Source organism: Microcoleus sp. PH2017_28_MFU_U_A, from assembly GCF_020738035.1.
In the GTDB taxonomy this organism is placed as follows: domain Bacteria; phylum Cyanobacteriota; class Cyanobacteriia; order Cyanobacteriales; family Microcoleaceae; genus Microcoleus.
On record NZ_JAEQCX010000045.1, the window covers coordinates 1 to 26,165 of the forward strand.

18 protein-coding genes are annotated in these 26,165 nt (G+C 46.4%); 7 read left to right on the forward strand and 11 right to left on the reverse strand.

Annotated elements, in window-relative coordinates:
• Positions 1 to 95: 95 nt before the first annotated feature.
• Positions 96 to 1,010, reverse strand: coding sequence for a PPC domain-containing protein (locus JGK14_RS10650; protein WP_293197271.1), 915 nt, complete (start codon positions 1,008 to 1,010; stop codon positions 96 to 98).
• A 98-nt stretch (positions 1,011 to 1,108) separates the two neighbouring features.
• Here JGK14_RS10650 and JGK14_RS10655 point away from each other — a divergent pair, with 98 nt between their 5' ends.
• Positions 1,109 to 2,812 carry a flavin monoamine oxidase family protein gene (locus JGK14_RS10655; protein WP_293193544.1) on the forward strand — a complete coding sequence of 568 codons (1,704 nt, stop codon included), beginning with the start codon at positions 1,109 to 1,111 and terminating at the stop codon, positions 2,810 to 2,812.
• 57 nt (positions 2,813 to 2,869) lie between these two features.
• Here JGK14_RS10655 and JGK14_RS10660 read toward each other — a convergent pair whose 3' ends face one another.
• Positions 2,870 to 3,625: a Uma2 family endonuclease gene (locus tag JGK14_RS10660; RefSeq protein ID WP_293179527.1), complete on the reverse strand. Its 756-nt coding sequence runs from the start codon at positions 3,623 to 3,625 to the stop codon at positions 2,870 to 2,872.
• 96 nt (positions 3,626 to 3,721) lie between these two features.
• Between JGK14_RS10660 and JGK14_RS10665 the strand changes: the two genes are divergently transcribed.
• Both JGK14_RS10665 and JGK14_RS10670 read left to right on the forward strand, forming a co-directional pair.
• Entirely contained in the window at positions 3,722 to 4,201 is a 480-nt protein-coding gene (locus JGK14_RS10665) for an FxLYD domain-containing protein (RefSeq protein WP_293179530.1), read from the forward strand.
• An 80-nt stretch (positions 4,202 to 4,281) separates the two neighbouring features.
• Positions 4,282 to 6,039 (forward strand): ABC transporter ATP-binding protein, encoded by a 1,758-nt coding sequence (locus JGK14_RS10670; RefSeq protein WP_325315045.1) that lies wholly within the window; start codon positions 4,282 to 4,284, stop codon positions 6,037 to 6,039.
• A 233-nt stretch (positions 6,040 to 6,272) separates the two neighbouring features.
• On the opposite strand, the gene JGK14_RS10675 is transcribed toward JGK14_RS10670, so the two are convergent.
• The 4 genes from JGK14_RS10675 to JGK14_RS10690 are packed head-to-tail and all read right to left on the reverse strand — an operon-like array spanning position 6,273 to position 12,442.
• A complete protein-coding gene (locus JGK14_RS10675; protein WP_293211895.1) occupies positions 6,273 to 7,424 on the reverse strand; it encodes a Fic family protein in 1,152 nt (383 codons plus the stop codon).
• Positions 7,425 to 7,427: 3 nt separating this feature from the next.
• Entirely contained in the window at positions 7,428 to 7,649 is a 222-nt protein-coding gene (locus JGK14_RS10680) for a hypothetical protein (RefSeq protein ID WP_293211897.1), read from the reverse strand.
• A 19-nt stretch (positions 7,650 to 7,668) separates the two neighbouring features.
• The gene (locus JGK14_RS10685) at positions 7,669 to 12,276 is read right to left on the reverse strand and encodes an eIF2A-related protein (protein WP_325315046.1); all 4,608 of its coding nucleotides are present in this window, start codon (positions 12,274 to 12,276) and stop codon (positions 7,669 to 7,671) included.
• Positions 12,263 to 12,442 (reverse strand): hypothetical protein, encoded by a 180-nt coding sequence (locus JGK14_RS10690; protein WP_293201166.1) that lies wholly within the window; start codon positions 12,440 to 12,442, stop codon positions 12,263 to 12,265. Before JGK14_RS10690 ends, JGK14_RS10685 begins: the two co-directional genes overlap by 14 nt.
• 207 nt (positions 12,443 to 12,649) lie before the next feature.
• On the opposite strand from JGK14_RS10690, the gene JGK14_RS10695 reads away from it, so the two are divergent.
• Positions 12,650 to 13,006 (forward strand): hypothetical protein, encoded by a 357-nt coding sequence (locus JGK14_RS10695; protein ID WP_293179548.1) that lies wholly within the window; start codon positions 12,650 to 12,652, stop codon positions 13,004 to 13,006.
• 393 nt (positions 13,007 to 13,399) lie between these two features.
• On the opposite strand, the gene JGK14_RS10700 is transcribed toward JGK14_RS10695, so the two are convergent.
• Positions 13,400 to 14,368 (reverse strand): YegS/Rv2252/BmrU family lipid kinase, encoded by a 969-nt coding sequence (locus JGK14_RS10700; RefSeq protein ID WP_293179551.1) that lies wholly within the window; start codon positions 14,366 to 14,368, stop codon positions 13,400 to 13,402.
• A 238-nt stretch (positions 14,369 to 14,606) separates the two neighbouring features.
• Positions 14,607 to 16,163, reverse strand: coding sequence for a metallophosphoesterase (locus JGK14_RS10705; RefSeq protein WP_325315047.1), 1,557 nt, complete (start codon positions 16,161 to 16,163; stop codon positions 14,607 to 14,609).
• Positions 16,164 to 16,809: 646 nt separating this feature from the next.
• On the opposite strand from JGK14_RS10705, the gene JGK14_RS10710 reads away from it, so the two are divergent.
• The gene (locus tag JGK14_RS10710; RefSeq protein ID WP_293179557.1) at positions 16,810 to 18,195 is read left to right on the forward strand and encodes a hypothetical protein; all 1,386 of its coding nucleotides are present in this window, start codon (positions 16,810 to 16,812) and stop codon (positions 18,193 to 18,195) included.
• Between the two features lie 353 nt (positions 18,196 to 18,548).
• On the opposite strand, the gene JGK14_RS10715 is transcribed toward JGK14_RS10710, so the two are convergent.
• Positions 18,549 to 18,947, reverse strand: a complete 399-nt coding sequence (locus JGK14_RS10715) for a DUF4342 domain-containing protein (protein ID WP_293179560.1) — start codon at positions 18,945 to 18,947, stop codon at positions 18,549 to 18,551.
• Between the two features lie 669 nt (positions 18,948 to 19,616).
• Between JGK14_RS10715 and JGK14_RS10720 the strand changes: the two genes are divergently transcribed.
• Positions 19,617 to 22,433, forward strand: coding sequence for an AAA-like domain-containing protein (locus tag JGK14_RS10720; RefSeq protein ID WP_325315048.1), 2,817 nt, complete (start codon positions 19,617 to 19,619; stop codon positions 22,431 to 22,433).
• A 404-nt stretch (positions 22,434 to 22,837) separates the two neighbouring features.
• Complete coding sequence (locus JGK14_RS10725) at positions 22,838 to 24,385, forward strand: sensor histidine kinase (protein WP_293212621.1); 1,548 nt, start codon at positions 22,838 to 22,840, stop codon at positions 24,383 to 24,385.
• Positions 24,386 to 24,496: 111 nt separating this feature from the next.
• Here JGK14_RS10725 and JGK14_RS10730 read toward each other — a convergent pair whose 3' ends face one another.
• Together JGK14_RS10730 and secF are read right to left on the reverse strand one after the other, a co-directional pair.
• Positions 24,497 to 24,877 (reverse strand): hypothetical protein, encoded by a 381-nt coding sequence (locus tag JGK14_RS10730; RefSeq protein WP_293197263.1) that lies wholly within the window; start codon positions 24,875 to 24,877, stop codon positions 24,497 to 24,499.
• A 160-nt stretch (positions 24,878 to 25,037) separates the two neighbouring features.
• Positions 25,038 to 26,006: a protein translocase subunit SecF gene (gene secF, locus JGK14_RS10735; RefSeq protein ID WP_293179572.1), complete on the reverse strand. Its 969-nt coding sequence runs from the start codon at positions 26,004 to 26,006 to the stop codon at positions 25,038 to 25,040.
• Between the last annotated feature and the right edge of the window lie 159 nt (positions 26,007 to 26,165).

Genomic DNA, 26,165 nt, shown 5'->3' on the forward strand with positions numbered 1-26,165 from the left:
ATCTCAAAAGGTACGTAGTTGCGATCTTGGCGCTCTTTCCTAATATTATAAAGAGCGCTAAAGCGCAACTACGTACCTAATACGTTAATTTGATTTTAAGTTTGGGGCGGTATTACTGAGGGAGCAGATAGCAATCTCAAGTTGTAATCTGTATCGCCTTGAAATTGAGAAACGCGGACGAAATAAGTCCCCGCAGGCAAAGCCCCATTGCTTACAACTCTTTCTGAAGCCGTACCTAAATTGTTAGATGAAGCAATAATATCGTCTAATCCAACTACGCCGTTACCATTGAGATCCTGAATTAATTCTACATCCACATCTGCACTCAAACCATCAACAGTTGCACTGAAAAGACTGGGAGTATTGAGGATGAAACTGTAAATATCGGCTGGTTTGGTAGCACTCAAAAAATCGTTGTCAGTTAGACTGTCTGTGAGAACACCTAGGTTTTGGGCTGTGCTCAAATCGTCGGCGGGAACGGGGAGAGCGCTCAACAATCCTTCTTGTTGACCGAATTGAATGTAATGGTCGATCGCACTTTTAACTGCGCCACTGCTGACTGCTGATCCTATTACCGGATATCTTTCTAGATAAAAGCTGGGATCGAAAAAAATGCTGGCTTTGCGGTTTTCAAATTGACCGACTTTCAAGTAGTGTTCAAAGGCGCTAAATTGATTGGTTTGGACTGCTGTTTGCACATCCGGGTTGCTTGTCAGATAAAAACCCACATCGAAGAAAGGGTTGGGGTTCCGCCGTTCAAATTGACCGAATTTAATAAAGTGCTGGGCGCCGGAAAATTTGTTTTTTTCGGCTGACACTGCAACATCTGAATTGGTGTCTAAATAATAGCTGGCGTCGAACAGGGCATTAGGGTCACGATTTTCAAATTGGCCAATTTTTTGGTAGTGATCGAAGGGGGTCGATACTGTGCCTCTGGCGACTGCTACGGCGACATCTGGGTTGTTTTCGAGATAAAATTTGCTGTCGAACAGTGTTCTGAGGGTTAGCATTATTAAAAAATCTCTCTGTACTTTAATCTGGAAAGTGCATAATCAAATTCGATCGAGAATTCAGTTTACATCATTTTTTTTGTGAGGGCGTCTCAATTATGGCTAAATCTGCACTGATGGCAATGCTGCGCCGCGCTGCGAGTATTGCCCAAAAGTCAAGGGAAACAGGCATTCCGGCTGATGAATTACTGGGGATGCTGGACGATCGCACTCCCAATTTTCCCATATCTCGGCGGCACTTGCTGCATGGGGGTTTAGCGGCGGCGGGAGCCGTTGCTGCTGCGACTTTTACCCGGGAGGGAGAGGGGGCTTTTGCTCAAGCGCGCGGTCGATCGCCCATTTTGGTTGTGGGTGCGGGGATTGCTGGTTTGACGGCGGGCTATCGCTTGCGTCAGGGGGGCGTGCGTGCCGATATTATCGAAGCAAGCAACCGCGTGGGGGGACGGATTCGCACGGCTCCTAGGGTGGCTGGAACAGCGATTTCGGCCGAGCTGGGAGGAGAATTTATTGATAGCGGCCACACTACTTTGATCTCGCTGGCGACGGAATTGGGTTTGCGGGCGATCGACTTAGTTAACGTACAGCGGGGATTGGTAAAGGATACTTTTTTCTTGGAAGGGCGACGATTTTCTCTAGCGCAATTAATCTCTGATTTTGGGCCCCTTGCTAGTAAAATTAGTGCAGATTTGGGTGCGATCGGAGATAACATTAGCTATCAAGATTTTACAGAACCAGCGGAAAGATTGGACAATCTTTCGATCGCTGAATATGTAAACCAAGCTGATACTAGCACAATTGTCCGGCAGTTGCTCCGCATTGCTTACACGATAGAATACGGTCGAGATCCCGAGGAACAGTCGGCGTTAAATCTGCTGTTTTTAATCGGTTCTGAATCTGGCAGTTTTGAATTGTACGGCGACAGCGATCAGCGTTATCAAATAGACGGCGGTAACAGTCAAATTGTCAACCGTTTAGCCGATCGATTGTCTGGTTCGATCGAGACGGGGACAATTTTGGAAGCGATTACTTTTTTGCCGGATGGCCGCTATCGGGTGAATTTGCGATCGGGTGAAAGCGCCTTTGAGCGTATTTATGAACGGGTTTTGCTAACTTTGCCGTTTAGCACTCTCCGAGACGTTAAAATTAACGTGCCTTTGCCGCAACCGAAGCGTAGGGCGATCGAGCAATTGGGTTACGGTACTAATTCTAAGCTGATTACTGGCTACCGCAGTCGCATTTGGCGAGAAACTTATCGATCGACTGCTTCTGTTTATACCGATTTAGGATTCCAGAATACCTGGGAAGCTACGGCTTTTGCTCCCACTGCTAACGGTTTGATCACTAATTTTACAGGAGGAAAGCAAGGTTTGTCGATCGGTAGCGGAACTCCTGAAGACCAAGCACAAAAATTCTTGGGACAATTTGAAAGAGTTTTTCCCGGAGTGAGAAATTTGCGATCGGGAAAAGCAGTGCGAGTTTATTGGCCGGGAGAACGCTTTTCTAAAGGTTCTTATTCCTGCTATTTAGTCGGACAGTGGACGCAAATGCACCGCGTCGAAGGCGAACGATTTGGCAATTTATATTTTGCCGGAGAACACACTTCGCTAGAAAATCAAGGTTACATGGAAGGCGGTTGCGAAACTGGACAAAGGGCGGCTGTAGAAATTTTGCAAGACTTGGGTTTAAGAGCTCCTGTTGATGCTGTGAATGCTCGAACTGCTAGCAGTTTGAACAATCGTCGTCCCAGCCGAAAAGTTCCGGGAGCCCGGAATCTTGGGAATAGGAATCCGAGTATTAAATAATAGGAGTAATTGCGGACACGGCATTGCCGTGTCCCTACAAATATCGCGTAGAATTCATCAAATAATCTCGTCCGGGTTGATTCCCCGATCGCGCAAATACTCAGCCAGTCGATCGGCTCGTTCCCGTTCGCGATCGGCTCGCTGGCGTTCTACTGCTAACTGTTCTACGCCCCACAACAGCAGATTTCCTGATTCATCCCACCAGCGCAACCAATAGCCTGTACGCTGTTCTTTCTCCCCTCTCCACGTTCCTAAATACAAACCAAAATCTGCCATCCAGTGACGACCTTCCTCATCGGGAAATTCTAGTACATAGTTGCCATTTTGCAAGCGATATACTTCCAGCAATCCAGTTTCTGGGTCAAAAATGATGTAAGTTGGGACTTGCAGAATTTGTTCGTAAAAAAACCACTTTCCCGGAGGAAAAGTACGTTTAGTAGAATATTCCCCGCCGTCTGTTTCCGACAAAAATTCCATCACAATGGTCGGGATTTCTCCTTCCAAGTTTGGGGTGTAACTTTTGCGGTCAATTCTCGACTCTGCGGGCAATACCGAAGGTACGTAAACCCAATCTGGTGCTTTGATAACTAACTCGCCGTTGACAGTAGCGCAAATCCCAAAATTGCTGGCAATCAACATTAGTGGGCCGATTAATCCTCTCAGTTCTAAGATTTCTCGCAGTGCTCCAGCAATTAGCGGTTGACCTGTATTCTCCACTGGTTTTTCTTCTAATTGGAAATCGTCTGGCAACTTCTCCCAAGTTACGGTCAGGGCGATCGCTTTTTGTTTGGGGTTATCTTGAGTAACGACCATGACTTTATTTTCAAAAGTTTGATGTCTTATCATAGCACAATGTAAATTTTAGCGAAATTATCTGGTACAATTAATTTCATTAAATCCCAAACAAATATGAAAATATTACATTTAACCGTAGCTTTATCAAGTTTGCTAATCTCGCCGATATCGGCTCGCCCTTTGATTGCAGACTCTACAAATACCCTTGCTCAAAACTCACTAATTAATGAACCATTTTGCTACCTAAAAACCACCGAAGGCAAAATAGTAGACTTAGGCAAGTTGTGCGAAAAACAGCCATCGGGAAGTTCCCCAACTTGCATTACCGGTGCTAACATTGCGGCGAAAGTGTCAATTGCGACGGCAAATTATGACGGCAGCTTTTTCAGCGGAAAAGTGTTGAATCAAGGCTGCAAAATTATCAAAAATGTCAAAGTCAACTATGAAGTTTTGGACGAGTCAGGCAATTTAATAGACAACGGATTTATCGATACTCAACCCGTTAGTCTTGCACCCGGAGAATCGGCCGCCTTTCGGGGTGCAGTTGTGGCGGGGGCTAAAGTACGGGCTACTCATGCTGAGGGTCAAGAATGATTGCGAAGATTTGCCCGATCGCTGATATCATATTCTGGCTCAGATATCTCTAAAAACAGAACTTGCGAGGGCAAAATATCTTGAAAGCTCGATCGACATACTGGCAAATCTTACCCTACCTCCGTCCCCAAAAACAAACCATCGGTAAAGCATTAGCTTGTACCGTAGTCTTTACCATATTTTGGCCAATAATCGCGTGGCTGGTTGGTGAAACCGCCAAATTTATAGGTAAAGGAGATTTAAAAGGGTTTGCTCAAATTGCTGCACTCAGCGCCATCATATTTCTAATTCGTGGTATCGCCCAGTACGGTCAAGATACGCTGATGGCAAAAGCAGCTTTGACTATTGCTTTAGAAATCCGCAAAAAAGTTTATGCACACCTCCAAAACCTCAATCTCGGCTACTTTGAGACTGCCAAAACCGGAGATTTATCCTACCGCCTCACAGAAGATATTGACCGCATTGGCGAAGTCGTAAATAAATTTTTTCATCAATTTATCCCTTGTGTTTTGCAGCTAATTGCAGTCATGGGATATATGATTTATCTTAACTGGCAATTAACTTTGGGTGCGTTAATCATTGCACCGTTGATGGCTATTTTAATTGGCTGGTTTGGCGAGAAACTGCTCAGTTACTCGCGAGAAAGTCAAAATCGGATTTCTGATTTATCCGCTTTGCTAACAGAAGTATTCAGCGGCATTCGTTTAATCAAAGCATTTGTGGCGGAAGACTACGAAATTGCCCGCTTTGCAGAAGAAGCCGAACAAAACCGTCGCGCTAAGTATTTGTCAGAACGCATAAAAGCACTCCAGTTCGTCGTAGTTGGCTTTCTGGAAGCGATGAGCGTGATTTTGCTGTTTTTCCTCGGTGGTTGGCAAATTGCTCAAGGAAATCTCACTGGTACGCAATTTATCAGTTATATCGCCGGAGTAGCGCTGTTAATCGATCCGATCGCAATTACCACTGCAAATTACGGCGATTTTAAGCAGGGAGAGGCTTCTAGCGATCGCATTTTTGAACTTTTAGCCATTCAATCAACAGTCGTCGAAAAGCCTGGTGCGATCGAACTTCCCCACGTTACCGGAAAAGTCGAATACCGCAACATTAACTTTGCCTACCCCCCTCAACCCCCCCTTGATAAGGGGGGGCTAGGGGGGGTTCCGATTTTACAAAGTATGAGTTTACTCGCACTTCCCGGAGAAGCGATTGCGCTTGTCGGCGCATCCGGTGCGGGGAAAACTACGTTAGTAAACTTGTTACCCAGATTTTACGATCCGCAAGCCGGACAAATTTTAATTGACGGTATTGATATTCAAGATGTCACCTTAAATACTCTGCGCCGACAAATCGGAATAGTGCCGCAAGAAACTATTTTATTTTCGGGTACAATTGCTCAAAATATTGCTTTCGGTCAATCTTATTATGAACTGAAAGATGTGCAGAAAGCTGCGGAAATTGCTAACGCCCATCAATTCATTACTGAGTTTCCCGACGGCTATCAAACTTGGGTAGGAGAAAGGGGTGTAAATTTATCTGGTGGACAAAAACAAAGAATTGCGATCGCCCGTGCAGTCTTGCTAAATCCGCGAATTCTGATCCTCGATGAAGCGACATCGGCGCTAGATTCGGAGTCGGAAGCTTTGGTGCAGGAGGCCTTGGAAAGATTGATGCGCGGTCGGACTGTGTTTATTATCGCGCACCGTTTGGCGACTGTGCGGAAAGCCGATCGCATATTAGTTCTCGAAAAAGGTAGAGTGATGGAATCGGGGACGCATGAGGAATTATTGCAAAAGGGCGATCGATATGCTCGTTATTACGCCCAGCAATTTAGTCAGTAAGGTATCCTAGAAACCGGGTTTTTGGCCGAATCTGCTGGTCTCAACGAAGTATTATCGAAAAAACCCGGTTTCTGACTACTCGCGCGTAAATTTGGGGGTGCGATCGCACCGCCGACCACCGGCTAAATAGGCGTTATTTTTCCCAACCTACTTCCGTTATTTTTAGAGTCATAACAGCTAAAAACCTTGCAAATTCGTAAAACACCCCTCAAATAAGTGGCTCAATGCCTAAATTAACTTCCGCTATTTTCCGAAACAGATTCCCTTATTTTGAAGCAAGCAGCAATCCACTCCTCAGCTAGCGCGTAACTGCGGACTCTTGCCCCAGAACCCGCCCAAACCGGATGGATCAAACTACCTTCAGTCCACTCTTGCAGCCATTCGCGGGCCGTCTTGTCTGAAACCCCAAACCAGGATGCAACATCTGAAACGTCGATCGCAAAAGGATTTTCCACTCCATCCAAAACCCTTGCCAAAAGTCGGGTGAGGAGTTGTTGAGAGCGACGTGGCAATGCTTCCCAGGGTAGGGCATCAGGAGAAGCACCTTGATAAAGAGACTTAGCTTTAGCTTGCAATTCATCGGCGGCACGAGCCATCGTCTCCACGAAGTAAAGCAGCCAGGGCGTGTGGTCTGGGTCGTGGCGACCTTCGTAGAAGTTCACCGGCAGTCCCATTTGCAAAGAGCGGTAATAGCGATCGCGATCGGCATTAAAATACTCATCAAACGAGAAAAACCCCCGCATTCGGTAGCCGGAACGCCACAGTTCAGCAGTAGCCAGAAGTCTGCCGGTGCGACCGTTCCCGTCGTTAAATGGATGGATACTGAGAAAGCGGTGCGTCAGAATAGCTGCACGGATGGGGGCGGACAATTCTGCTGCTGTCGTTGAAGATAGCCAATCGACTAATTCCCGCATCAAGGCGGGTACATCCCCCGGTTCCGGTGGCCCGTAATCTATCGCCCGCGTGACTGTATCTACTACAGGGCATTCTGTAACGCGATACTCGCTTTTGCTGCCCCGCCGCCCGCGACCGCGCACGATGACTATTCGGTGCAGTTCTTTGATAAATGCTTCTGTAATGGGAGTTTGGGCTTCTGCGAATTCTTCAACGCGGTCAAGGGCACGCCAGTAATTTCGGACTTCCTGTTCCGCATCACTTCCTGTGCGCGAACTCCTTGCTATCGCCCGTCGCACCGCCGCTTCATCCAAGGGATTACCCTCAATTTGTGTCGAGCTGCGTGTACTTCTTTGCAGAGCATCGTGGCGCAGGCGTAGAGTAGTATCAGGTGGCAGCGGTAACACCTCAATGACAGCACGCGCACCCTCGATGACTCCCAAATGCGTAACGAGATTGTGACTGTATGAGAAGCGGGGAATAAAACTCATGGGCTAATAGTTCTGAAGTTCCTGGTCAATTTCTTCAACAGTTCTGGATACATGACGGCTGCGGATTTCCGTAAGCAATTCCAACACTTTACGCCGCCCGCCTTGCGGCTTTTCTGGTATAATCACAAACACTTCAACCTCTTCACCCACAGAACCAGGTGGCACTTGAATTTCAAGTTTATTTCCTGCAAGAACTTTGGTTGTAATCCGTATTGCTGACTGCATAATTCCTCCTTGGCGATGATTAATTTTCCACAGCCCCTAAAGCTTTGAGGGTGGCTTTTTCAACTTCCGTTAAACCCGTAACTCCGGTAATATTCATGTTTTCATAAGGTCTGTCACTTTTCAGTATTTTGAGGCACTCACCCGTCCCAGCATCCCAAATTATAATTGTGCCATCCCGACAGCAAGCAGCAATAATTTTTCCATTTGAACTGAAGGCAACTGAGTTAATTCTACTGGTATGACCTTGCAAAATTTTTAGACATTCACCTGTACGGATATCCCATATTCTTACCGTTCCATCTACACTTCCACTAGCAACTATTTTACCAGAATAACTAAAAGCAACTGAACGTATCCAATCAGTATGCCCCTGCAAAATTTGGAGGCATTCACCACTCTTGACATCCCATAATCTTACTGTTCGATCGATACTTCCACTGGCAAGTATTTCACCGTTCTGACTAAAGGCGATTCCGCGTGCCCAACCCGTATGCGCCTGCAAAATTTGGAGGCATTCACCACTATGGATATCCCACAGCCTCACCGTTCCGTCAAAACCTGCACTGGCAAATATCTCGCCCAAAAAACTGAAAGCAACCGAGTATACAAAATTGTTATGCCCTTGCAAGGTTTTGAGGCATTCGCCAGTAACGATATCCCACAGCCTCACCGTTTGTTTATAACCTGCACTCGCAAGTATTTCACCATTTGGACTGAATGTGATCGACCGTACTTCATTGCCAAATTCTGGCAAAGTATGAAGGCATTCACCACTGCGAATATTCCACAGCCTCAATGTTTCGTCATAACTACCGCTGGCAAGTATTTCACCGTTTGGATGGAAGGCAACTAAGTGTACCCGATCGAGATGCCCCTGCAAGATTTGGAGGCACTCACCAGTGTTGACATCCCACAGCCTGACTTTTTTCTCGTCATCGCCGCTGGCCAGCATTTCACCGTTGGGACTGAAGGCGATCGACATTACTTGATTGCTATACCCTTGCAGTGTATTCAAGCATTCACCGCTGTTGATATCCCACAGATTCAGCGTTTGGTCGTAACTACTGCTAGCAAGTATGTCACCCCCAGGATGGAAGGCAACTGACCCTACTTGATTGCTATGTCCTTGCAAAGTATTCAAGCATTCACCAGTGCGGATATCCCACAGCTTTGCAGTGCGATCGTAACTTCCACTTGCAAGTATTTCGCCATTTGGGCTAAAGGCGATCGACCGTATTTGATCGAAATGTCCCTCCAAAGTTTTGAGACATTCACCGCTACCGATATTCCACAGCTTCACTGTTTTGTCGCCACTGCCACTAGCAAGTATTTCACCAGTAGAATTGAAAACAACTGAAAACACATTTTTAGTATGTCCCTCAAATATTTTTAGACATTCACCACTGTTGATATTCCATACCCTTATTGTTTGGTCACCACTCCCAGTAGCAAGTATCTCACCACCAGGATGGAAAGCCACTGAAAATCCCACTTTAGTATGGTCTTGCAAAATTTTGCAGCATTCGCTAGTACGAATATCCCATAACCTTACCGTGCCATCAAAACTCCCACTGGCGAGTATATTTCCATCAGGATTGAATCTGACAGACATTACTGATTCGGTATGTCCCTGCAAAACTTTTAAACATTCACCAGTTTTGACATCCCATAACTTAATTGTTTTGTCATAACTTCCGCTAGCAAGTATCTTACCATCAGAACTGAAGGCAACTGACTCCACTACGTTGCTATGTCCTTTACAGGTCAATATTTCTCTGCAACTGCTAGCTTCCCACAAGCGAACTATGCCATCAGTATCACCTGTAGCTAACAGTTTGCCATCAGGACTAAACATTACTGACCGAATACTGCTGAAGATTTTAGTAAAAGCAGAATTAGCTAAATTCGCTTCAGCAAAGTTGACGCGGCGCAAGCTAGCATTTGTAAAATCAGCACCTAAAATAACTGCACGAGAAAGGTCTTTTGTTTCTAACGCAGTGCGATCGATTTTCACCAACAGCGTCGCCGCATTCCCTCCCACATAACCTACCTCACTTTCAGTTTTTCCCCGCGTTGCTTCCAGAATTTCTAGTAGGGGCGACTTCTCTAAAGCCCCCCTTCTTAAGGGGCGTTGGGGGGATCTCTTCTGGCTAACATCGTCACTATCCTCTCTCTCTAATAGGAATTCGGGGGTTCTCTCGTGATTGGCATCGTCACGATCCCCCCCGGCCCCCCTTAACAAGGGGGGGGAAATAACCTCCAACATAGGTAACAACAAATCAATCACTGCTTTCGTCAGTGGCGCTTGTCCAAAACTCTGACAAAGTTGCCCTAAATCTTCAGCAATAAATCCCTGCAAAGGGGCGATAAGTTCGTTGTTATTTCTCTTCTGCGCCTGAAGCCGACAATAATTAGACCAAGTGTATAATTGAGCCTCAACATCAGGATCTAAACAAGACTGTTCCGGCGCAACTAATTCGGTAAAATCTGCCGCCAAAACTCCCAATTCCGCTGCAAATTTGTAAGCGACAAAAAACTCTAATAACGAACGGTGCGCCGGAGTATAATCGCCGTCGGCATTGCGGATCAGCATTGTTTGACCCATCATGTCGTAGTGCCAGTGGTCTAAGTCTTTTTCCTCTTGGACGATGGCACCAAACAGGCCGCGAATGCGATCGGGAAAACCGCGATAATTCAGACTCATTTGGTCGGTAGACAGCATTTCCCAAGACAGTTCGCACAAAAAGTAAAGCTTATCTGCTAAAGAAGTAAAAGTGCGTTCAGCTTTGATATCTCTCTCTATCTTCCGTCGCACCGCATACAGATATATCCGCGACATATCGACGGGTTTTCCAGCTTCAATATCGGGCAATGCTTCCAAAATTAACTCTGTCATCACCGGGCGGCGCGCTAAATCTAATAAATGCGGGTTTCCCATCACTTTTTCGACAGTAGTTGCTTCTGTTTGAACTGACAGCGCTTGCCGAATTTGCGCGTCGTTAAATTTCTCTAATTCTAAGACTTCAAATTGGGGAGTTTCGCCTGTTAAAATGGTTGTTGAAGCTTGCAGTTCTGCATTGAACAATGCCCGTCCTTCCTTGCCTTCAGGAAAGTGTTCGGTGCGGCAAGTCAGGATAACTTTCGCACCCGGAACGACGGCTTTTGCTAGTTCCCAGAAGTTGTTGATGGTTTCTTGCCGATCGCACTTAGCGGCCATTTCATCAAAACCATCGAAAATCAACAGAAACTTACCCATCCGATTCAGTTGTTCAAAAGCCGAATAACCCGCCAAAGGTATCTCGTGTTTCCGAAAGAAAAACTCAGAAAATAGCGACTCCACACTAACAGCTTTAGCATAATCTCTCAGGGGAATTACTAACGGCAAACGCGGACGTTCTAAGCCGCGCTTTTGAGCATCTCGGTAGCGTTGTAGCGCCATCCAAGCATAGTGCATGGCAAACCAAGTTTTCCCCGTCCCAAATTCTCCTAAAACTGAAATATGTTCTTTTACTGGGTCATCCAACCACAAATCAATATAACCTTCAATCCAGCCATCTCGTTCGCCATAATGACTCACTCCTATTTTGCGGTGAGTATCGGGGTCAATTTCTTCTTTCGTACAAGCTAGCGGCACATATTTCGTATCAATTCCTCGGCTGGTAATTTCAGTTTCTAGCCAATCCAGATAAGCGGTAAAATCGGCATCTTGATCCAGCAATTCATCGAAGGTATAGCAAGCTAGATCGCGATTTTCATCTTTTTCTACCTCATCCCGCGCGGCGCGACTGATGCGGCGGGCGGTGACTAGCCAGCCTTCATCGGTGCGCTGCTTTTCCACCGACTCGCGCAAGGCTAAGATGTCCCTGAGTCCGGCTTCTCCGGCGATACCGCGTACTAAAATGCGATCGTACTTTTTGCGTCTCACCGGAACATTGATAATCCATTCAAAATAGTTATCTTCCGAGATTTGATAGGTTTCAAATTGATAATTTAAGGTTTCAAACCAACCGCGCACTTGTTGTGATAAAATAAAAGCTTGAGACTTTTGAATATTCGTTGATGCGGCTGCGGGAAGTGCGGGATAATCTTCGGCTTCCAACCGCGCAAACTCGGTGCGAATTCCTTCGAGAGTGGGAAGGCGTTCGATGCGATCCATTACCATAGATAGGCGTTTTTGCAAAGAGGCGATCGCATTTCCCACCATCACATCGCCGATCGATCGCGTCCGCTTTGCGACTTCCATAAACACGGCCGCAAATGCCATAAACTCCCGTCTGGGGTCAATCCCTAAATCTCGAAGTTCTTGGCCCAAAGCACTTTCGTTGAGAAACTCATCGCCTGCTTGAATTAAAATGGCTGGGCTGTCGGACTCGAAGGCTTTACGAAATGCTGATTCAATCTCTTTTTGGCGAAACAGTTCTAAAATCTGCTTGGGTTTGCCAGCGCCGTATTCTACTAAAGTATAAACGTAAACTCCGCTAAAATCGGCTGGCGGTGCATCGGGGTCGAGGTTAAATCTTTTTAATAATTTGATGACTGTTTCGTTGCGCTGAAACTTGTCTTTGATGGTGCCGAAGGGAATGGCTGTCAGGAGGCTGATAACTAAGTCGAGACTAATTGGGATCATTTAGGCTTTCCTGTTTTTCCGTGGGAGTAACGCTCAAATCTAGAATCGGTAGGCTGTGTCCCTGAAATGCGCTGCGGGCGATCGCACATTGCTCTATTTTTATGTTAACAGGATTTACGCGCTTCAACCAAAGAAACCGGGTTTTTACCGAATCTGTGGGCTGCAACGCGTCTCTTCGTGAAAAACCCGGTTTCTGACCAACCGTTGGCAAGTTATATCCAGTTAATTAACTTAGCATTTTTTTCTCGATTTGACAACTTCAAAACAGAGAAAAAACCGACATATATTGTAGTAAAAAAAGCTTTGATATTAGTTGTCGTTTCATAGTGAAAAAGTTAAAATATAGATAACTTACAAATAAAACTTGCTATCTATGAAAATACAATCTTCCGTCTTAGTCCACCTAGGATTTGGCAAATATGTGCGATCCGATCGAGTAACAGCAGTAATCCCAATTGAAGAAGAACGGGGCCCGGGCCGGCGCACTTTCGTGCACGTAGACGGCGAAGCAGACCCGATCGTTGCTTCGCGCGCCGAAGATACAATTGTTCGCGATTTAGTGCAGGAACCGCGCGAAATAACTCAAGCCCGCCAGCAACAAGAAATCCTCCAAGATTTGCTGGCAGATTTGAACAATGTTAACGTCACCGTGCGCCGCATCAGTCGCGATGAAGGCGGCCTCGATCTCGAACTTTTAGAGCGCCGGATTCGCCAAATCTTAGACGCATAAAAAGAAAAGACCGCCCGCGCGGTCTTAAGGTATGTAGTTGCGCTTCAGCGCTCTTTCATATCTAATTAAAAGAGCGCCCACGCGGTCTTAAGGTATGTTGTTGCGCTTCAGCGCTCTTTCATATCTAATTAAAAGCGCCCACGCGGTCTTAAGGTATGTTGTTGCGCTTCAGCGCTCTTTCATATCTAATTAAAAGAGCGCTGAAGTGCAACTACGTACCTCCAGAATACTGCTCTTTCATATCTAATTAAGAGAGCGCTTTCATCGCAACTACGTACCTTAAGAGAAGAGAGCGCTGAAGCGCAACTACGTACCTAAGAGCGCCCAAGCGCAACTACGTACCTAAGAGCGCCCAAGCGCAACTACGTACCTTAAGAGTTGCCTAGGTCATGTTTAAGTTAAGGGTTTCATTGTCACTTCAATGTCAGCTAAACCTGTCAGTTTTTCCACGGGTACATCTTCTTCAACTCGCGGTATGAAAATAGTTAAACCTCCGGGAATGCACTCAATTGAAAGCGGAGTCATGCCGACAATTTCTCCATCTACAACCACTTTTTGAGGCGGATCGGCACTGATTTTTACTTTTTTTGCGCGCAAATAACCGATGTCGTCGCGATCGGTAGGATTGCCGCTCAATGCTGTTTGTAAGAGGTGATAAGAAGCTGCGATCGCCCCTGCTTTATTTTGAGGCGCCACCAGCGTCACGTCCAGCAAGCCGTCATCGAAAATAATCCCCGCGGGGCCTTGAGCTAAAATGGAAGTAGGCGGCGCTGCATTCGCCACTGTCACGGCCACCGCAGTAACGGTGATGATTTTATCTTCGGTTTCGATTTCGGCTTCAAATCTTTCTAAATTGTTTAACTGTTTGATTCCCGAGAGAATGTAGGCCAGCATTCCCCAGCGATTCTTCATTTCGCGATCGGCTAATTCGACAGTTTCCGCCTCAAAACCCACTCCAGCTAACAAAACCATCGGCATTTTACCGTTACACATCCCCGCATCCACCACCCGCGTCAACCCTCCCAAAATAGTTTCGCAGGCGGTTTCGATGGTATTCGGAAGATCCAAAGCATTTGCAAAAGCATTCGCAGTTCCCCGCGAAATAATTCCTAAAGGGATATTTGTCCCCACAATGGCGCCCGCAACTGCTGATAATGTGCCGTCACCCCCGGAAGCAATAATTTCCTGAACTCCTCTAGCAACTGCTTCGCGGGCGAGTTGATCTGCATCTAATTCTGGTGTTGTCAGCCGAATGTCTAAGTCAATAAACGGCTCTAACATTTCTTGAATTGTCGCTAAGTCTTGGTCGGGGTCGCTGTTGCCGGCGACGGGATTAAAGATTAGGCAAGCTGAACGTTTCATAGTTGGTAAGGGGTAATTGGGAATGGGGAATTGGGAATGGGTAATTGGTAATTGGTAATATTATTTCCTGTTGAGATACAACAATTAAATTGGTTTGTAGTGAGGACTTTCGTCCTTATTTTCCTGAGGACTAAAGTCCCCACTACAAACCTAAAACCAAATAGGTTCGATCGTTCGGACTTTAGTCCTTCCCAATTTTTGCGGACTGAAGTCCTCACTACAAACCTAGAAGCGAAAGTTAAATTACAAAAGGTTCGATCGCGATTTCCTGCCATTTCCCCTCAAATCGTTCGACAACCAAAGGTCGAACTCTGAACTTGGGGGGAGTCCCGTCAAGAACATCAATCCGCAAACACGAATAAGGACGGCGTTTGTGGGAACCTTCGCCGCTGCGGCCGACAAATAGCAAAGATTCCGCTACCCGCCGGCTGGCTGTTTCAGCACCAGCCTCGCGCGCCAACCGATAAGCTTCCGGGCTCGATGCTTCCTGCAATATCGGCCCTTCCGGGCGCTGACGCCGCAGGCTGTGGCCGCTTCCCCCGCAGACAATCCAATTAATCCCAGAGTCGCCGTGTCCGGTATCCCCAGTCCGCAGGTATTCCAAACAGTGGGCGTGGCCTGTGAGTACCAAATCTACTAGGGGACGCCCCCGCGCCTCCTCCCCAACTGCATCGGCCACCGCATCGAGTACCTCGCGCAATCGCAGCCGAACTGCCAAAGTTTGAGCTTGATTCCACTTTGTCGCCTCGGTTACGTAGGGGGGATGGTGCAAGTACATTACCCGCCCCCGCACGTCTGAATCTGCCCAAGATGCAATCAATCGCCTTTTGAGCCATTCGAGTTGTTCAACGTCCGTGGAGGCTGTTCTGTCGGGCGACAGTTGTTTGTCGATATCCATCAGCATTTCGTCAACTTGCTCTAATTTGGCGCTCAAGTCGTCTAGCTTTTCGGCTTCTTCGGGAATTTCCGGGTTTAGCCGATCGGACATTTCGAGCATTTCCAATTTTTCTTGTTCCAACTTTTGCCGATCGAGTTCCAAATTTTGGCGGCGAATCTCGCCCTCTTTGGTTTTCGGGATCGGTAAGGGTTCGTTGAAGGTATTGGAGTCGAGGGCGAAGAAGTCGATACCCCCGCTGCGAAACGTGTAATAGCGGTTGGGTAAGCGGGTAAAGCGTCCGGGTTGGTAGCGGATGCAGCGGCCTGTGCTGGTGCTGGCGGTGTAGTGGGCGTCTAGGTGGCGATCGAGCTCTCCCGGCAATTTGTGAGCCCTCAGGTAGTCGAGAAAGGCTTTGGCGTAGGCATTTCCGATCTCCGAACCGTGCCAGCCGACATCGAGATCTAACTTGGAACCCAGCAGCCTCCGCAGCGGCAAAGCAGTCGCAGAGAGAATTCCGTAGAATATCGGCAAGTCGTAGTAGTCGTGGTTTCCCGGTACGGGCAAAAACGGAAAGTTGAACACCATGCGATCGTAAGCAATCCGAGATGGTTGCTCGCCGCCGACGATAAACTCTCGGTAGGGGCGAATAAAGTTTTGCAAGTAATATTCACTCGAACCCACCAGATAAACTACATCGCCCGTATGCAGAGCAAAACGGCAACTTTGGCGTTCCCGCAGCATCAACTCGGCAACCTGCCGCTGCGGGTTGTGGCCGCGGTGGTTGCCGGTGCCGCTGTCGCCTGCGACTAAAAATGAAAATTCAGGACAGTCATCGGTTCGATCGTCCAAAACCATCTTAGTTTGGTCAATTCCCCGATCGGCGATCGACTTTTCTTGCCACCGCACCCGCTCGTTCATTTTGCGGATTTTGACTGTTATTCGCGGGTCGGACACGAATTTCACGCCACCTAGTCTCCCAAATTGCTCAGTTCCTAGTTAATCTTGCAGCGATCGCACGGGTGTTTACCTCTGTCTAAAAGCTGAACATCGCTCGATCGCTGGCGCGTGCGGGCTACAACCAGGTTTCTGCTTCCCTAGAAGTCGATCGACCCAGATTGAGAAAAACCGCGTTTTTTTGAGATTTAGCGATCGGGCGGTTGTAAACTCACTATTGTTAAAAAAAATGCAACTGCTTTTGCTTTGTCGGCGATCCAAACCCCGATAGTCATAAGTCATTCCCAATCCTGCAATTTTTCAATCCTGCAATTTTTCAATCCTGCAATTTTTCAATCCACAATCTAAAATCTAAAATGGTATCCGCTCAAATCTAATGTTATTGATGATACAGAACCTTTTAGTTCCCAGAATCGCGGCAAATTTTTAATTTTTAATTCTCTTCTGGCGCTCTCTCCCTCTCTCCCTGTATTCCCCTCTGGCTTTTACCCCCCGATCGGACTTCTGACAAAAACAAGTTTTCACTCACGAGCGATGGCACGATCGCAGCGCGTTTTGATACCATTCAATCAAGCCCAAGACAATCAGGGAATGTAGTGGAGGTGCGTAAATGGAGCTTTTCGGAGAACAAAAACGGTGTCTGGATGCTTTGGTAGCGTCGATCGAGCAATTGGGAGGTCGAGTAGACATTCCGAAGCTGGAGCAGATAGCAGAGCTCATCATTCAAACGATGAGGGGGCCTTGGCGCTACTTTCACACGTCGGAACACATTTTTGAGGTCGGAGGGTCAGTCGATCCGATCGAGGTACTGGCTGCGCTGTTTCACGACCTCGTGTACGTCCAAGTCGATCAGGGCGTAAGTTTCAATATCAGCAGCGCCCTTTGTCCTTTTGTCCAAGAAGTGCGATCGCAGTTAGTGATTAGAGATCGAACCGAACTACCCGACGATGCCATGTATCACCTGGTGGCCTCTGTCTTTGGGTTTGTTCCAGGCAAGATTCTCTCTCCGTTTGCCGGCCAGAACGAATTCTTGAGTGCCGTGATTGCTGCCAAATCTTTGGAGCCTTTTTTGCCTGCAAGTACGATCGCCGAAATTGCCGCTTGCATCGAAGCTACGATTCCTTTTCGTCCGATTTCGGCCAGCGGTTTGAGTGCGATCGAACTTTTGCACCAGCGCTTGGTAAGTGTAAATCGCGATTTGAATTTCGGATGGACTGATGCCGAAACAGCAGAAATTGTCAAGCGTTCGGTCAGGTTAGCCAATCGGGATGTAGAGAATTTTGCCTCTCCAAATTCCTCTAATTTCTTAGACAATACCTGGAACTTGATGCCAGAAACCAACCACGAATTGAGCAATGTCAATTCCTATACCGTGGGCGGATATCGCAAATCTCTGCAAAAGATGGAAGGATTTTTAAACTTCCTCAAACCAGAACTGGTTTTTCAGCAGTTTATGCAAGAACCGGACAATGAAACCTACGCTCACATGATTGCCCAAACTAGAAAAAATATCGCAGTCGCCAAACTTTATCTGGGTATCAAACTAATTACGATCGCAATTTTAGAAGCTCTTTCCTACCGTTTGGGGCGCGACATTCCGCTTTCGACAATGATGGGAGAATTGCGCGCACCAGGATTTAAAACATCGGTTTTGGAAGATTACTTGCCCAACAGACAAATCGCTTACCCCTTAGAAAGTCAGTTGGAAAAAGAGGTTTTAGATTTGTTAGCAATAGGACGTAATCAAGAATCTCCCTATGATATTAAAAACTCCCCCGTGGCTACGTTTATTATCAAATCTATCGGCTTTGCAGAAACCGAAAACTTTTTGAAGAAAGCTCAAGAATTCTTTGCCGGTCACATTTCGTCGGAAGAGTTTCTGTCTTACTGCGCTCCCGATGTCATCGATACCATCTCCTCCGGGGTTATGAAACTCTTTGACAGCAGGAAGACGGCTTTAGGAACAGTTAAGCTAGCTCACCAAACAGTTTCTTAGCATATGTTGGCAAAATCAGGACTTACGCACAACCTAATTTTGGTAAGGTGCGCTCTGCACCTCGTGCACCTTACCGCTATAATTCAATACGCTTGGGTTAACTGTTTACTCCGAGGAGATCCCCCTAAATCCCCCTTAAAAAGGGGGACTTTGAGCAACTTCTTGTCCCCCCCTTGGGAAGGGGGGCTAGGGGGGATCTGGCTTAACTGAACGGTATTGCGCTATAATTCCACCATAAAAACACTTTTTGCGTAAGTCCTGATTCAAAAAAAGAGGACTTTAGTCCTCACAAGAAACAAGCTCGATCGCGCGAAATTAACCGGATATTAGCAGTAATCGCGACTGAGTTATTATTATTCTTTTCTTTCAATTATAATCGTCATGTGAGCGACTAATGCACCGATCGCTCCTACTGCTGCAATCACTGGAAACAAAGTCGCGCTGATGACTCCGCCGACTACTCCCACCGTCAGAGGAACTTCTACTAAAATCCGTCCCTCTTCATTTTTGATAATCAGGCGGCGGATACTCCCTTCGTGAATCAGCTCTTTAACTTTAGCAACCAAATCGTCGCCGTTAATCTTCAACTCCTCGACGCTAACTTTGTCCTGAGTATAAGTAGGGGTTTCTAAAGGAGTCGCGTCAAATTGAACTTCAGTAACTTTTTCGGCAGAAACTTTTCCCGATACAGGTATTGATTCGAGTTCTCTTGCCCCGACAGGTTCTTGTACGCGATCTGTAGGTGTGTCCATTTTTTGTTCTCCTTTTCGGTAAAAGTATTTTTGTATAGAATTATTTAGAATAATAACACGCAACTTTTTATCCATCAATCATACTTTTGGGTGATATTAAGGCATTTACGTAATAAACTCAGAAACCGGGTTTCTACGAAGATTTCTGGTAACTCAACGAAAAAAATCGTAGAAACCCGGTTTCTCGCCCCCCACCATGACTTCAGAAACCGGGTTTCTACGAAGATTTCTGGTAACTCAACGAAAAAAATCGTAGAAACCCGGTTTCTCGCCTCACCTCTTGCCCCCCCTCTCTCCCTCTCTCTCTGCTTGTGCCAATACGCTAACTGTCTACCTCTAACCCCCCCACCGCTGCACCCGCGAACAACCTCAGAGCGAGACAGCCACAGGATTAGAGCTACTTTCACACCTTGTATATTCAGACTCAGCGGATGTAGAGGTTGAAATACTGACATTGTACTGAAAGTGCGATCGCCCCGCCGTGTATAGATTTAACACATCTAGTTCGGCAAACCGCACATGGAAATCCTCGCTTACTTTCCTCAACAGTCATTTTTATCCAAGTCACTGCGATCGCCCCACAAAACCCGGCCTCCCGAGGTTCCTCCCATGAACATCCTAGAGTTTCTAATGAGAATTGCTTAAAATAAAGGGGAAGCAGTAGTAATTATGATCGAAATATTATCGAAACCAAACCAATTATCTCAAATTGAAGTTGAGCTTGGCGCAAAGTCGGCTAAAATAGAATTTCTTCCTTCTGCTTCCCCTTTATTTCCCGTGTCCGATTTGGCAGCGACAGAATTTGCATATCAAGTTGGTGGCAGTTTGCAGGCGAATGCTCTTACCTACGTCACCAGAGCAGCAGATAGCGAACTTTACGAATCGTTAAAAGCAGGTGATTTTTGCTACGTGCTCACCTCCCGACAAATGGGAAAATCCAGTCTGCGGGTGCAAACAGCGCGCCGCTTACAAGCAGAAAATATTGCCTGCTCAATTGTTGACATCACAGGAATTGGCACGGCTCAAATAACTCCCGTCCAGTGGTACGCGGGTTTTACAGCCACTCTCGCCAATAGCTTTAAAATTAAAATGAATGTCAAGACTTGGTGGCGCGATCGAGAAGACTTGCCACCAGCCGTCAGATTAAATGAATTTATCGAACAAGTATTGCTTCCGGCGATCGATCGCAATATCGTAATTTTTATCGACGAAATTGACAGCATTCTCTCCCTGAACTTCTCCAGCGACGACTTTTTTGCCTGGGTGCGCGGCTGCTACAACAAACGCGCCGAAAATCCCGAATACAACCGCCTGACTTTTGCCTTATTTGGAGTAGCGACTCCTCAAGATTTGATCTCTGACAAAACCCGAACTCCGTTTAATATCGGCCGCGCCATTGAACTCAAAGGATTCGATCTTGCCGAAGCCACACCTTTAGTCAGAGGATGGCCAGAAAAAATCGATAATTCCCACGAAATTCTCAAAGAAATCTTAGCTTGGACTGGAGGACAGCCATTCCTTACTCAAAAACTTTGTCAATTAACTGCCCAGAAGTTAGCAGCAGAAACCAGCCGCGATTGCCATAGCCCAGCCAACTGTCAATTATTTATTGCCGAATTAGTGCAGTCTAGCACCGTAGAAAACTGGGAATTTCAAGACGAACCCGAACATCTCAAGACAATTCGCGATCGCCTCCTGAGAAATCAAGAGCGCATCGGCCGTTTGCTAGGACTTTACCAACAAATCTTAGCAGATATGACTCTGCCAAACGGCGCAGAAAATACCGCAAAAGAGTCGATTGCTCAATATAATTTAGCTAAATACAGTTCCCAAAAAATGGAACTTTTACTGTCAGGTTTAATCGTCCAAGATGGAGGAAAACTGAGAGTTTACAACCAAATTTATGCGTCTGTTTTTAATCGGGAATGGATACACCAAGAATTAGCAAAGCTCCTGCCTTACTCCGAGTCTATCTGCGCTTGGGAAGCCTCCAACCACACAGACGCTTCCCGCTTGCTGCAAGGCAGAGCTCTCGCAGAAGCCTTAATCTGGGCGGCTGACAAAAGTTTGAGCGATCGCGATTATCAATTCCTCTCGGCTAGCCAAGAACAAGAAAATCTGGAAGTTCAAAGAGCTTTGGAACTAGAAAAAGCAGCTTCGCAAATATTAACCGAAGCAAATTTAGTTTTGACTAAAGCTCAGCAAAAAGCCAAGCGAACAGTCCAATTTAGTTTGTTTGCACTCGCTGTAATTTCTGCTATCTCTGGTAGCGTGCTCGTGCAGGTGCAGCGAGTAGCCCAGAAAGCTGAAAATCAAAAAAGACAAGCAATAATTACCCACATAGAAGCACTCAATTCTACCGCCGATATTTCCCTAAGCTACGATCAGCTAGGAGCTTTAATCGCAGCAGTCAGTGCTGGCAAAAAAATGCGAGAGATAGAAGTTTCCCCAACGCTGAAAGCACAGACACTAAATATACTGCACCGAACGGTAAATGCAGTTAGAGAACGCAATCGTTTGCTTAAGGGACACACGGCTAATTTCAGCCCGGATGGCAAGTTGATTGTGAGTGCGACTGACGAATTGTTGGTGAATTTCTTTCAGCCTAACGGTAAGTTAATTTTGAGTTTGCCTGGACACACCGAGTCAATTACTGAGGTAGTTTTTAGTCCTGACAGTCAGTTAGTTGCTTCTACAAGTTTTGACAAAACTGTCAGAATTTGGCGCCGCGACGGAACTTTGCAGCAAGTTTTGAAAGGACATCAAGATTTAGTTTGGAGTGCAAGTTTTAGCCATGATTCTCAACTAATTGCTACTGCAAGTTCGGATAAAACTATTAAAATTTGGAATGCAGGCGGTGTTTTGCTGCATACTTTAAAAGGACATACTAGACCTGTTACATCAGTCAGGTTCAGTCCCGACGGTAATATGTTGGCTTCCACCAGTCAAGATCGAACTGTCAAACTTTGGAAACGCAGCGGGAAAACACTGTTTCGACTTGAGAAAACTCTTTTGGGACACGGAGATGAAGTGTGGGGCTGCAATTTCTCGCCAGACGGTGAGAGGATTGCTTCAGCTAGTCACGATTGGAAGGTGAAAGTTTGGAATACTGACGGCAAGTTGCTCAAAACTCTCGATTCTACAGCAGCTTTGGGTAATGTCAGTTGGAGTAAAGACAGCAAGTTGCTGGCAGGGGGCAGCACTGACGGCAATGTGAGACTTTGGCGCCGCGACGGGACTTTGCTGCAAACTTTTAGGGCACATCAAGCGGATGTGTGGAGTGTGAGTTTTAGTGCCGATCGCAAAACTTTAGCATCTGCCGGGAAAGATGGGTCGGTGAAGCTTTGGAGTCTCGATCCTGCTAAAGTAGAAGGTGCCGAACTTGACACATTGCTCGCCGTCGGCTGTCGCTGGCTAGGAGACTACCTGCAATACAATCCGGGTGTTGAGAGCGATCGGCATTTGTGCGAAAAAACTGACAATTGACATTTTGTGCCAATTAGCAGAAACAGGTTGCGGTTGAATTGTCAGGGCGGGCGATCGGCTCCAGATTTGTCGCTACTCTTTTCTGGATTGTCATATAATTTTAGGTAAGGGGTAATAGCAAATGTCCTCGCCCAGATCGCGGATGTCTATCAATCTGAACCAAATTCATGTTATGAAACATTCAAGCTAGTGATAAGTGCTAGATTCTGGTTAGTAGAATTTGGGATAGATTAAACTTACTAAGTAGTCAGGTTGCAAAGGTATCTACTGTTAAATTAATCTAACCTGCTATATCGTTTCGGGTGACAACAGCACGATTAAAGAAAAAAATCATGCTAAATTAACTCGATTGGAGCGAGCCGAGTAGAGTTGATTGCCAAGCTATCAAAAGAGTAGAAAAAGCAGTGCAAATAGTACGCAATACTCCAGCAGCCAACAGCAACTGCCAATTACCAAAGGAGGGAGCAGTGTATGAAACTGATGGGGTAAGTCCCCTGAAATCGCCGCTCGGTTTGCGATCGACTCTAGAGGAATTAACCCTGTACAACTTTCTCCTGGAGTCAGAGTGTCTGGGTGGCGAAGTTACTAAAATTTTTCAATCTAATCCTTTACTTCCCGGCATCATCATTACTGAGAAAGGAAAGTTTGCAGGGATGATTTCGCGCCGACGTTTTTTTGAACACATGAGTCGCCCCTACAGCTTGGAGTTATTTTCTCAACAGCCTTTGTTCATCCTGTACCGCTTTACTAAAACTGATATCTTGGTTCTCGATCGCAAAACCTCTATTATGAAGGCAGTACGGCAGTCTCTAGAGCGATCGCCCGAACTAATCCACGAACCCATTGTAGTGCAGGTAGAGCCGGACAATTACCAACTTTTAGACGTTCACCAACTACTGCTTTCTCAGTTGCAGATTCACGAGTTAGCAACCGTGGCGATGCGGGAATCCCAAGCACAATTGAGACATCAAGCCCAACAGCTCGAACTTGCCCTCCTGGAACTTCAGCGCACTCAAACTCAACTAATTCAAACAGAGAAAATGTCTTCTTTGGGGCAGTTAGTAGCAGGAGTTGCTCACGAAATCAACAATCCCATCGGCTTTATCTACAGCAATTTGCACCACGCTAAAGAGTATACCGAAGGTTTAATGCGGATGCTTTCTCTGTACCGGCAGCACTGTCCCGAATCTATCCCAGAAATTGAAGCGGAATCAGAAAACATCGAACTCGATTATTTGCTGGAAGACTTACCCAAAGTGTTTGATTCAATGCAGCAAGGTGCAGAAAGGGTGCGCGATATCGTTTTGTCGCTGCGGAATTTTTGCAGGTTAGACGAAGCCCAAATGAAGCAGGTCAACATTCACGACGGTATCAACAACACAATTATGCTTTTGCAAAGCCAGCTTAAAGGGAAACCAGGACTGGAGGCGATCGCAATTCACAAAGAATATAGCAAATTGCCGCTGGTGCAGTGCTATCCCGGACAGCTAAATCAGGTATTTATGAATATTTTGGTTAATGCCATTTACGCTCTTGTTGAGTGGAACAAACACGAAAATGTCGATGGGAAAACCCAGAAAAATTCGCAAGCAGGCGATCAAAATAATTCCCGTACAAACACTCAATCTTCAATTTCTAATTCTAGCCATCTGATGCCTGCGATTCTGATTCGCACGGAGTTAGTCGAGGGCAAAAAGGTAATAATTAAGATTTCTGACAACGGCCCGGGGATGACAGAAGATGTTCGGAAGCGGTTGTTTGACCCTTTCTTTACCACAAAGCCTGTGGGCAAAGGAACGGGCTTGGGATTGTCAATTAGCTATGAAATTGTTGTCAATCAGCACGGTGGCGAATTGAAGTGCTTTTCCGAACCGGAAAAAGGAACTGAATTTGCGATCGAGATTCCACTTCAACAGTTTTCCCCACCACATATGTTACCTCGGTTTGCCTGATGACTGCTGTTCGCGATCGGGGACAGCACTAGCTCGAAAGCGAGCGGGGACAGCACTCATGACAACTGTCAACTGTCAACTGTCAACTGTCAACTGTCAACTGTCAACTGACTACGGACTACCTTTGCAAACCCACTTCCACAAAACATGACTCGGCCCCTGTTGGCGAATGCGGCGCACTTGTTGTTCCAAACCCTGTTTTTCCCGCAGGGGCAATCCTCGCACAATGTTGCGACTGTGCCAAGTTAGCACTGCTAAAGTCATCGCCAAACATATACCCAAACCGAGAGTGGGCCAGCGGTGAAAATATAAACCGTAGCGCACCGCCGCCCAAGTAAAGTTTTCTAACCACAAATCGATTTCGTGACGCAAACTCCAAATGCTCAAAGAACCGACGCTAATCCACAGCAATATCACAGTTAACCAGCGGCCGTAAACTGTTAGTTTGTGAAGCCTTTGGACTTCAATTTGAAAATTTGGGTCATTAGTCATGGCAGAAGGAAGAAGGAAGAAGGAAGAAGGAAGAAGGAAGACCGAAGTTGCAATCGACCGCATGGGGAAATTGCAACGCGAGAACGTCCTAACCGTCTTGGCGCGGTTACAATAACACCAGTCAACAGCTCGATCGCTAATGACTGATGACCAACAATCGTTAAACTTCTTCTGATGGGTTAATTCCTTCTGCGGGGACGGCGATGGATTTGCCTGTACGACTGCGCCACCAAGCTAGCAGCGTGCTAGCAATGAAAATACTGGAATATGCACCAGCAATAAAGCCGACAATCAAGGCTAAAGCAAAGTATTTGAGGGTTTCGCCGCCAAACAAAAAGATGGAAAACAAGGTCAGCAGCGTCGTCATGGTCGTGTTAATTGACCTTCCCAGAGTCTGCATGACGGCATCATCGACAATTTGATCGATCGACTGTCCGGGATTTAGCTTGATTACTTCCCGCACGCGATCGTAAATTACCACTGTATCGTTAACAGAAAAACCGATAATTGTCAAGAGCGCAACCACAAATAAACTGTCAACTTCCACTCCTATAGCCAAACCCAACATTGAGAAAATGCCCAGGGTAATTAAGACATCGTGAAACAAAGCAACAAAAGCAAAAAAGGCATAATCTAACTGAAACCGGAACGTCAGATAAAGAGTAATGCCAGCAAAAGAAAGGAACAAAGCTAGCAAGCCGGAAGTAAATAACTGTTTGCCGAGAGTAGGGCCAACCGTATCAATTTGAATAGATTGAGGAGCAAAAGCGCCTATTTTCTCGCTCAAAGCTGTTTGCAACTTAGTCCGCTGTTCGACATCCAAAGTTTTAGTCCGCAGGGACAAACCGCGCTGTTCTTTGCCGATAACTTGAATGCTGCTGCCGGCCAAACCTTGGGTGTCGAGGACTTGGCGGACAGCAGCAATATCGATGGGTTTACAATTTTCCGGTTTCGTGCAGTCGAGTTCAAATTGCAGCCGAGTGCCGCCGATAAAGTCCAAACTGGGGCGCAGCGGTGCGCGGATGTCGGGACGAGTCCAAGAAATCGCCATCGACACTATACCTGCAAGGATTATAGCGGCGGAAAGACTCCACCAGATCGATCGCTGTTTGATAACACTGAATTGCATAATTTCGCGGGAATTGGGAATTGGGAATTGGGAATCGGTAATCGGTAATCGGTAATCGGTAATTGCGAGTTGGAAATTGGTAATTGCGAATTGCGAATTAATTTACAACTGATTTTTAGCAATTTTTACTTAGCCAATCTTATCGATTACCAATTACCC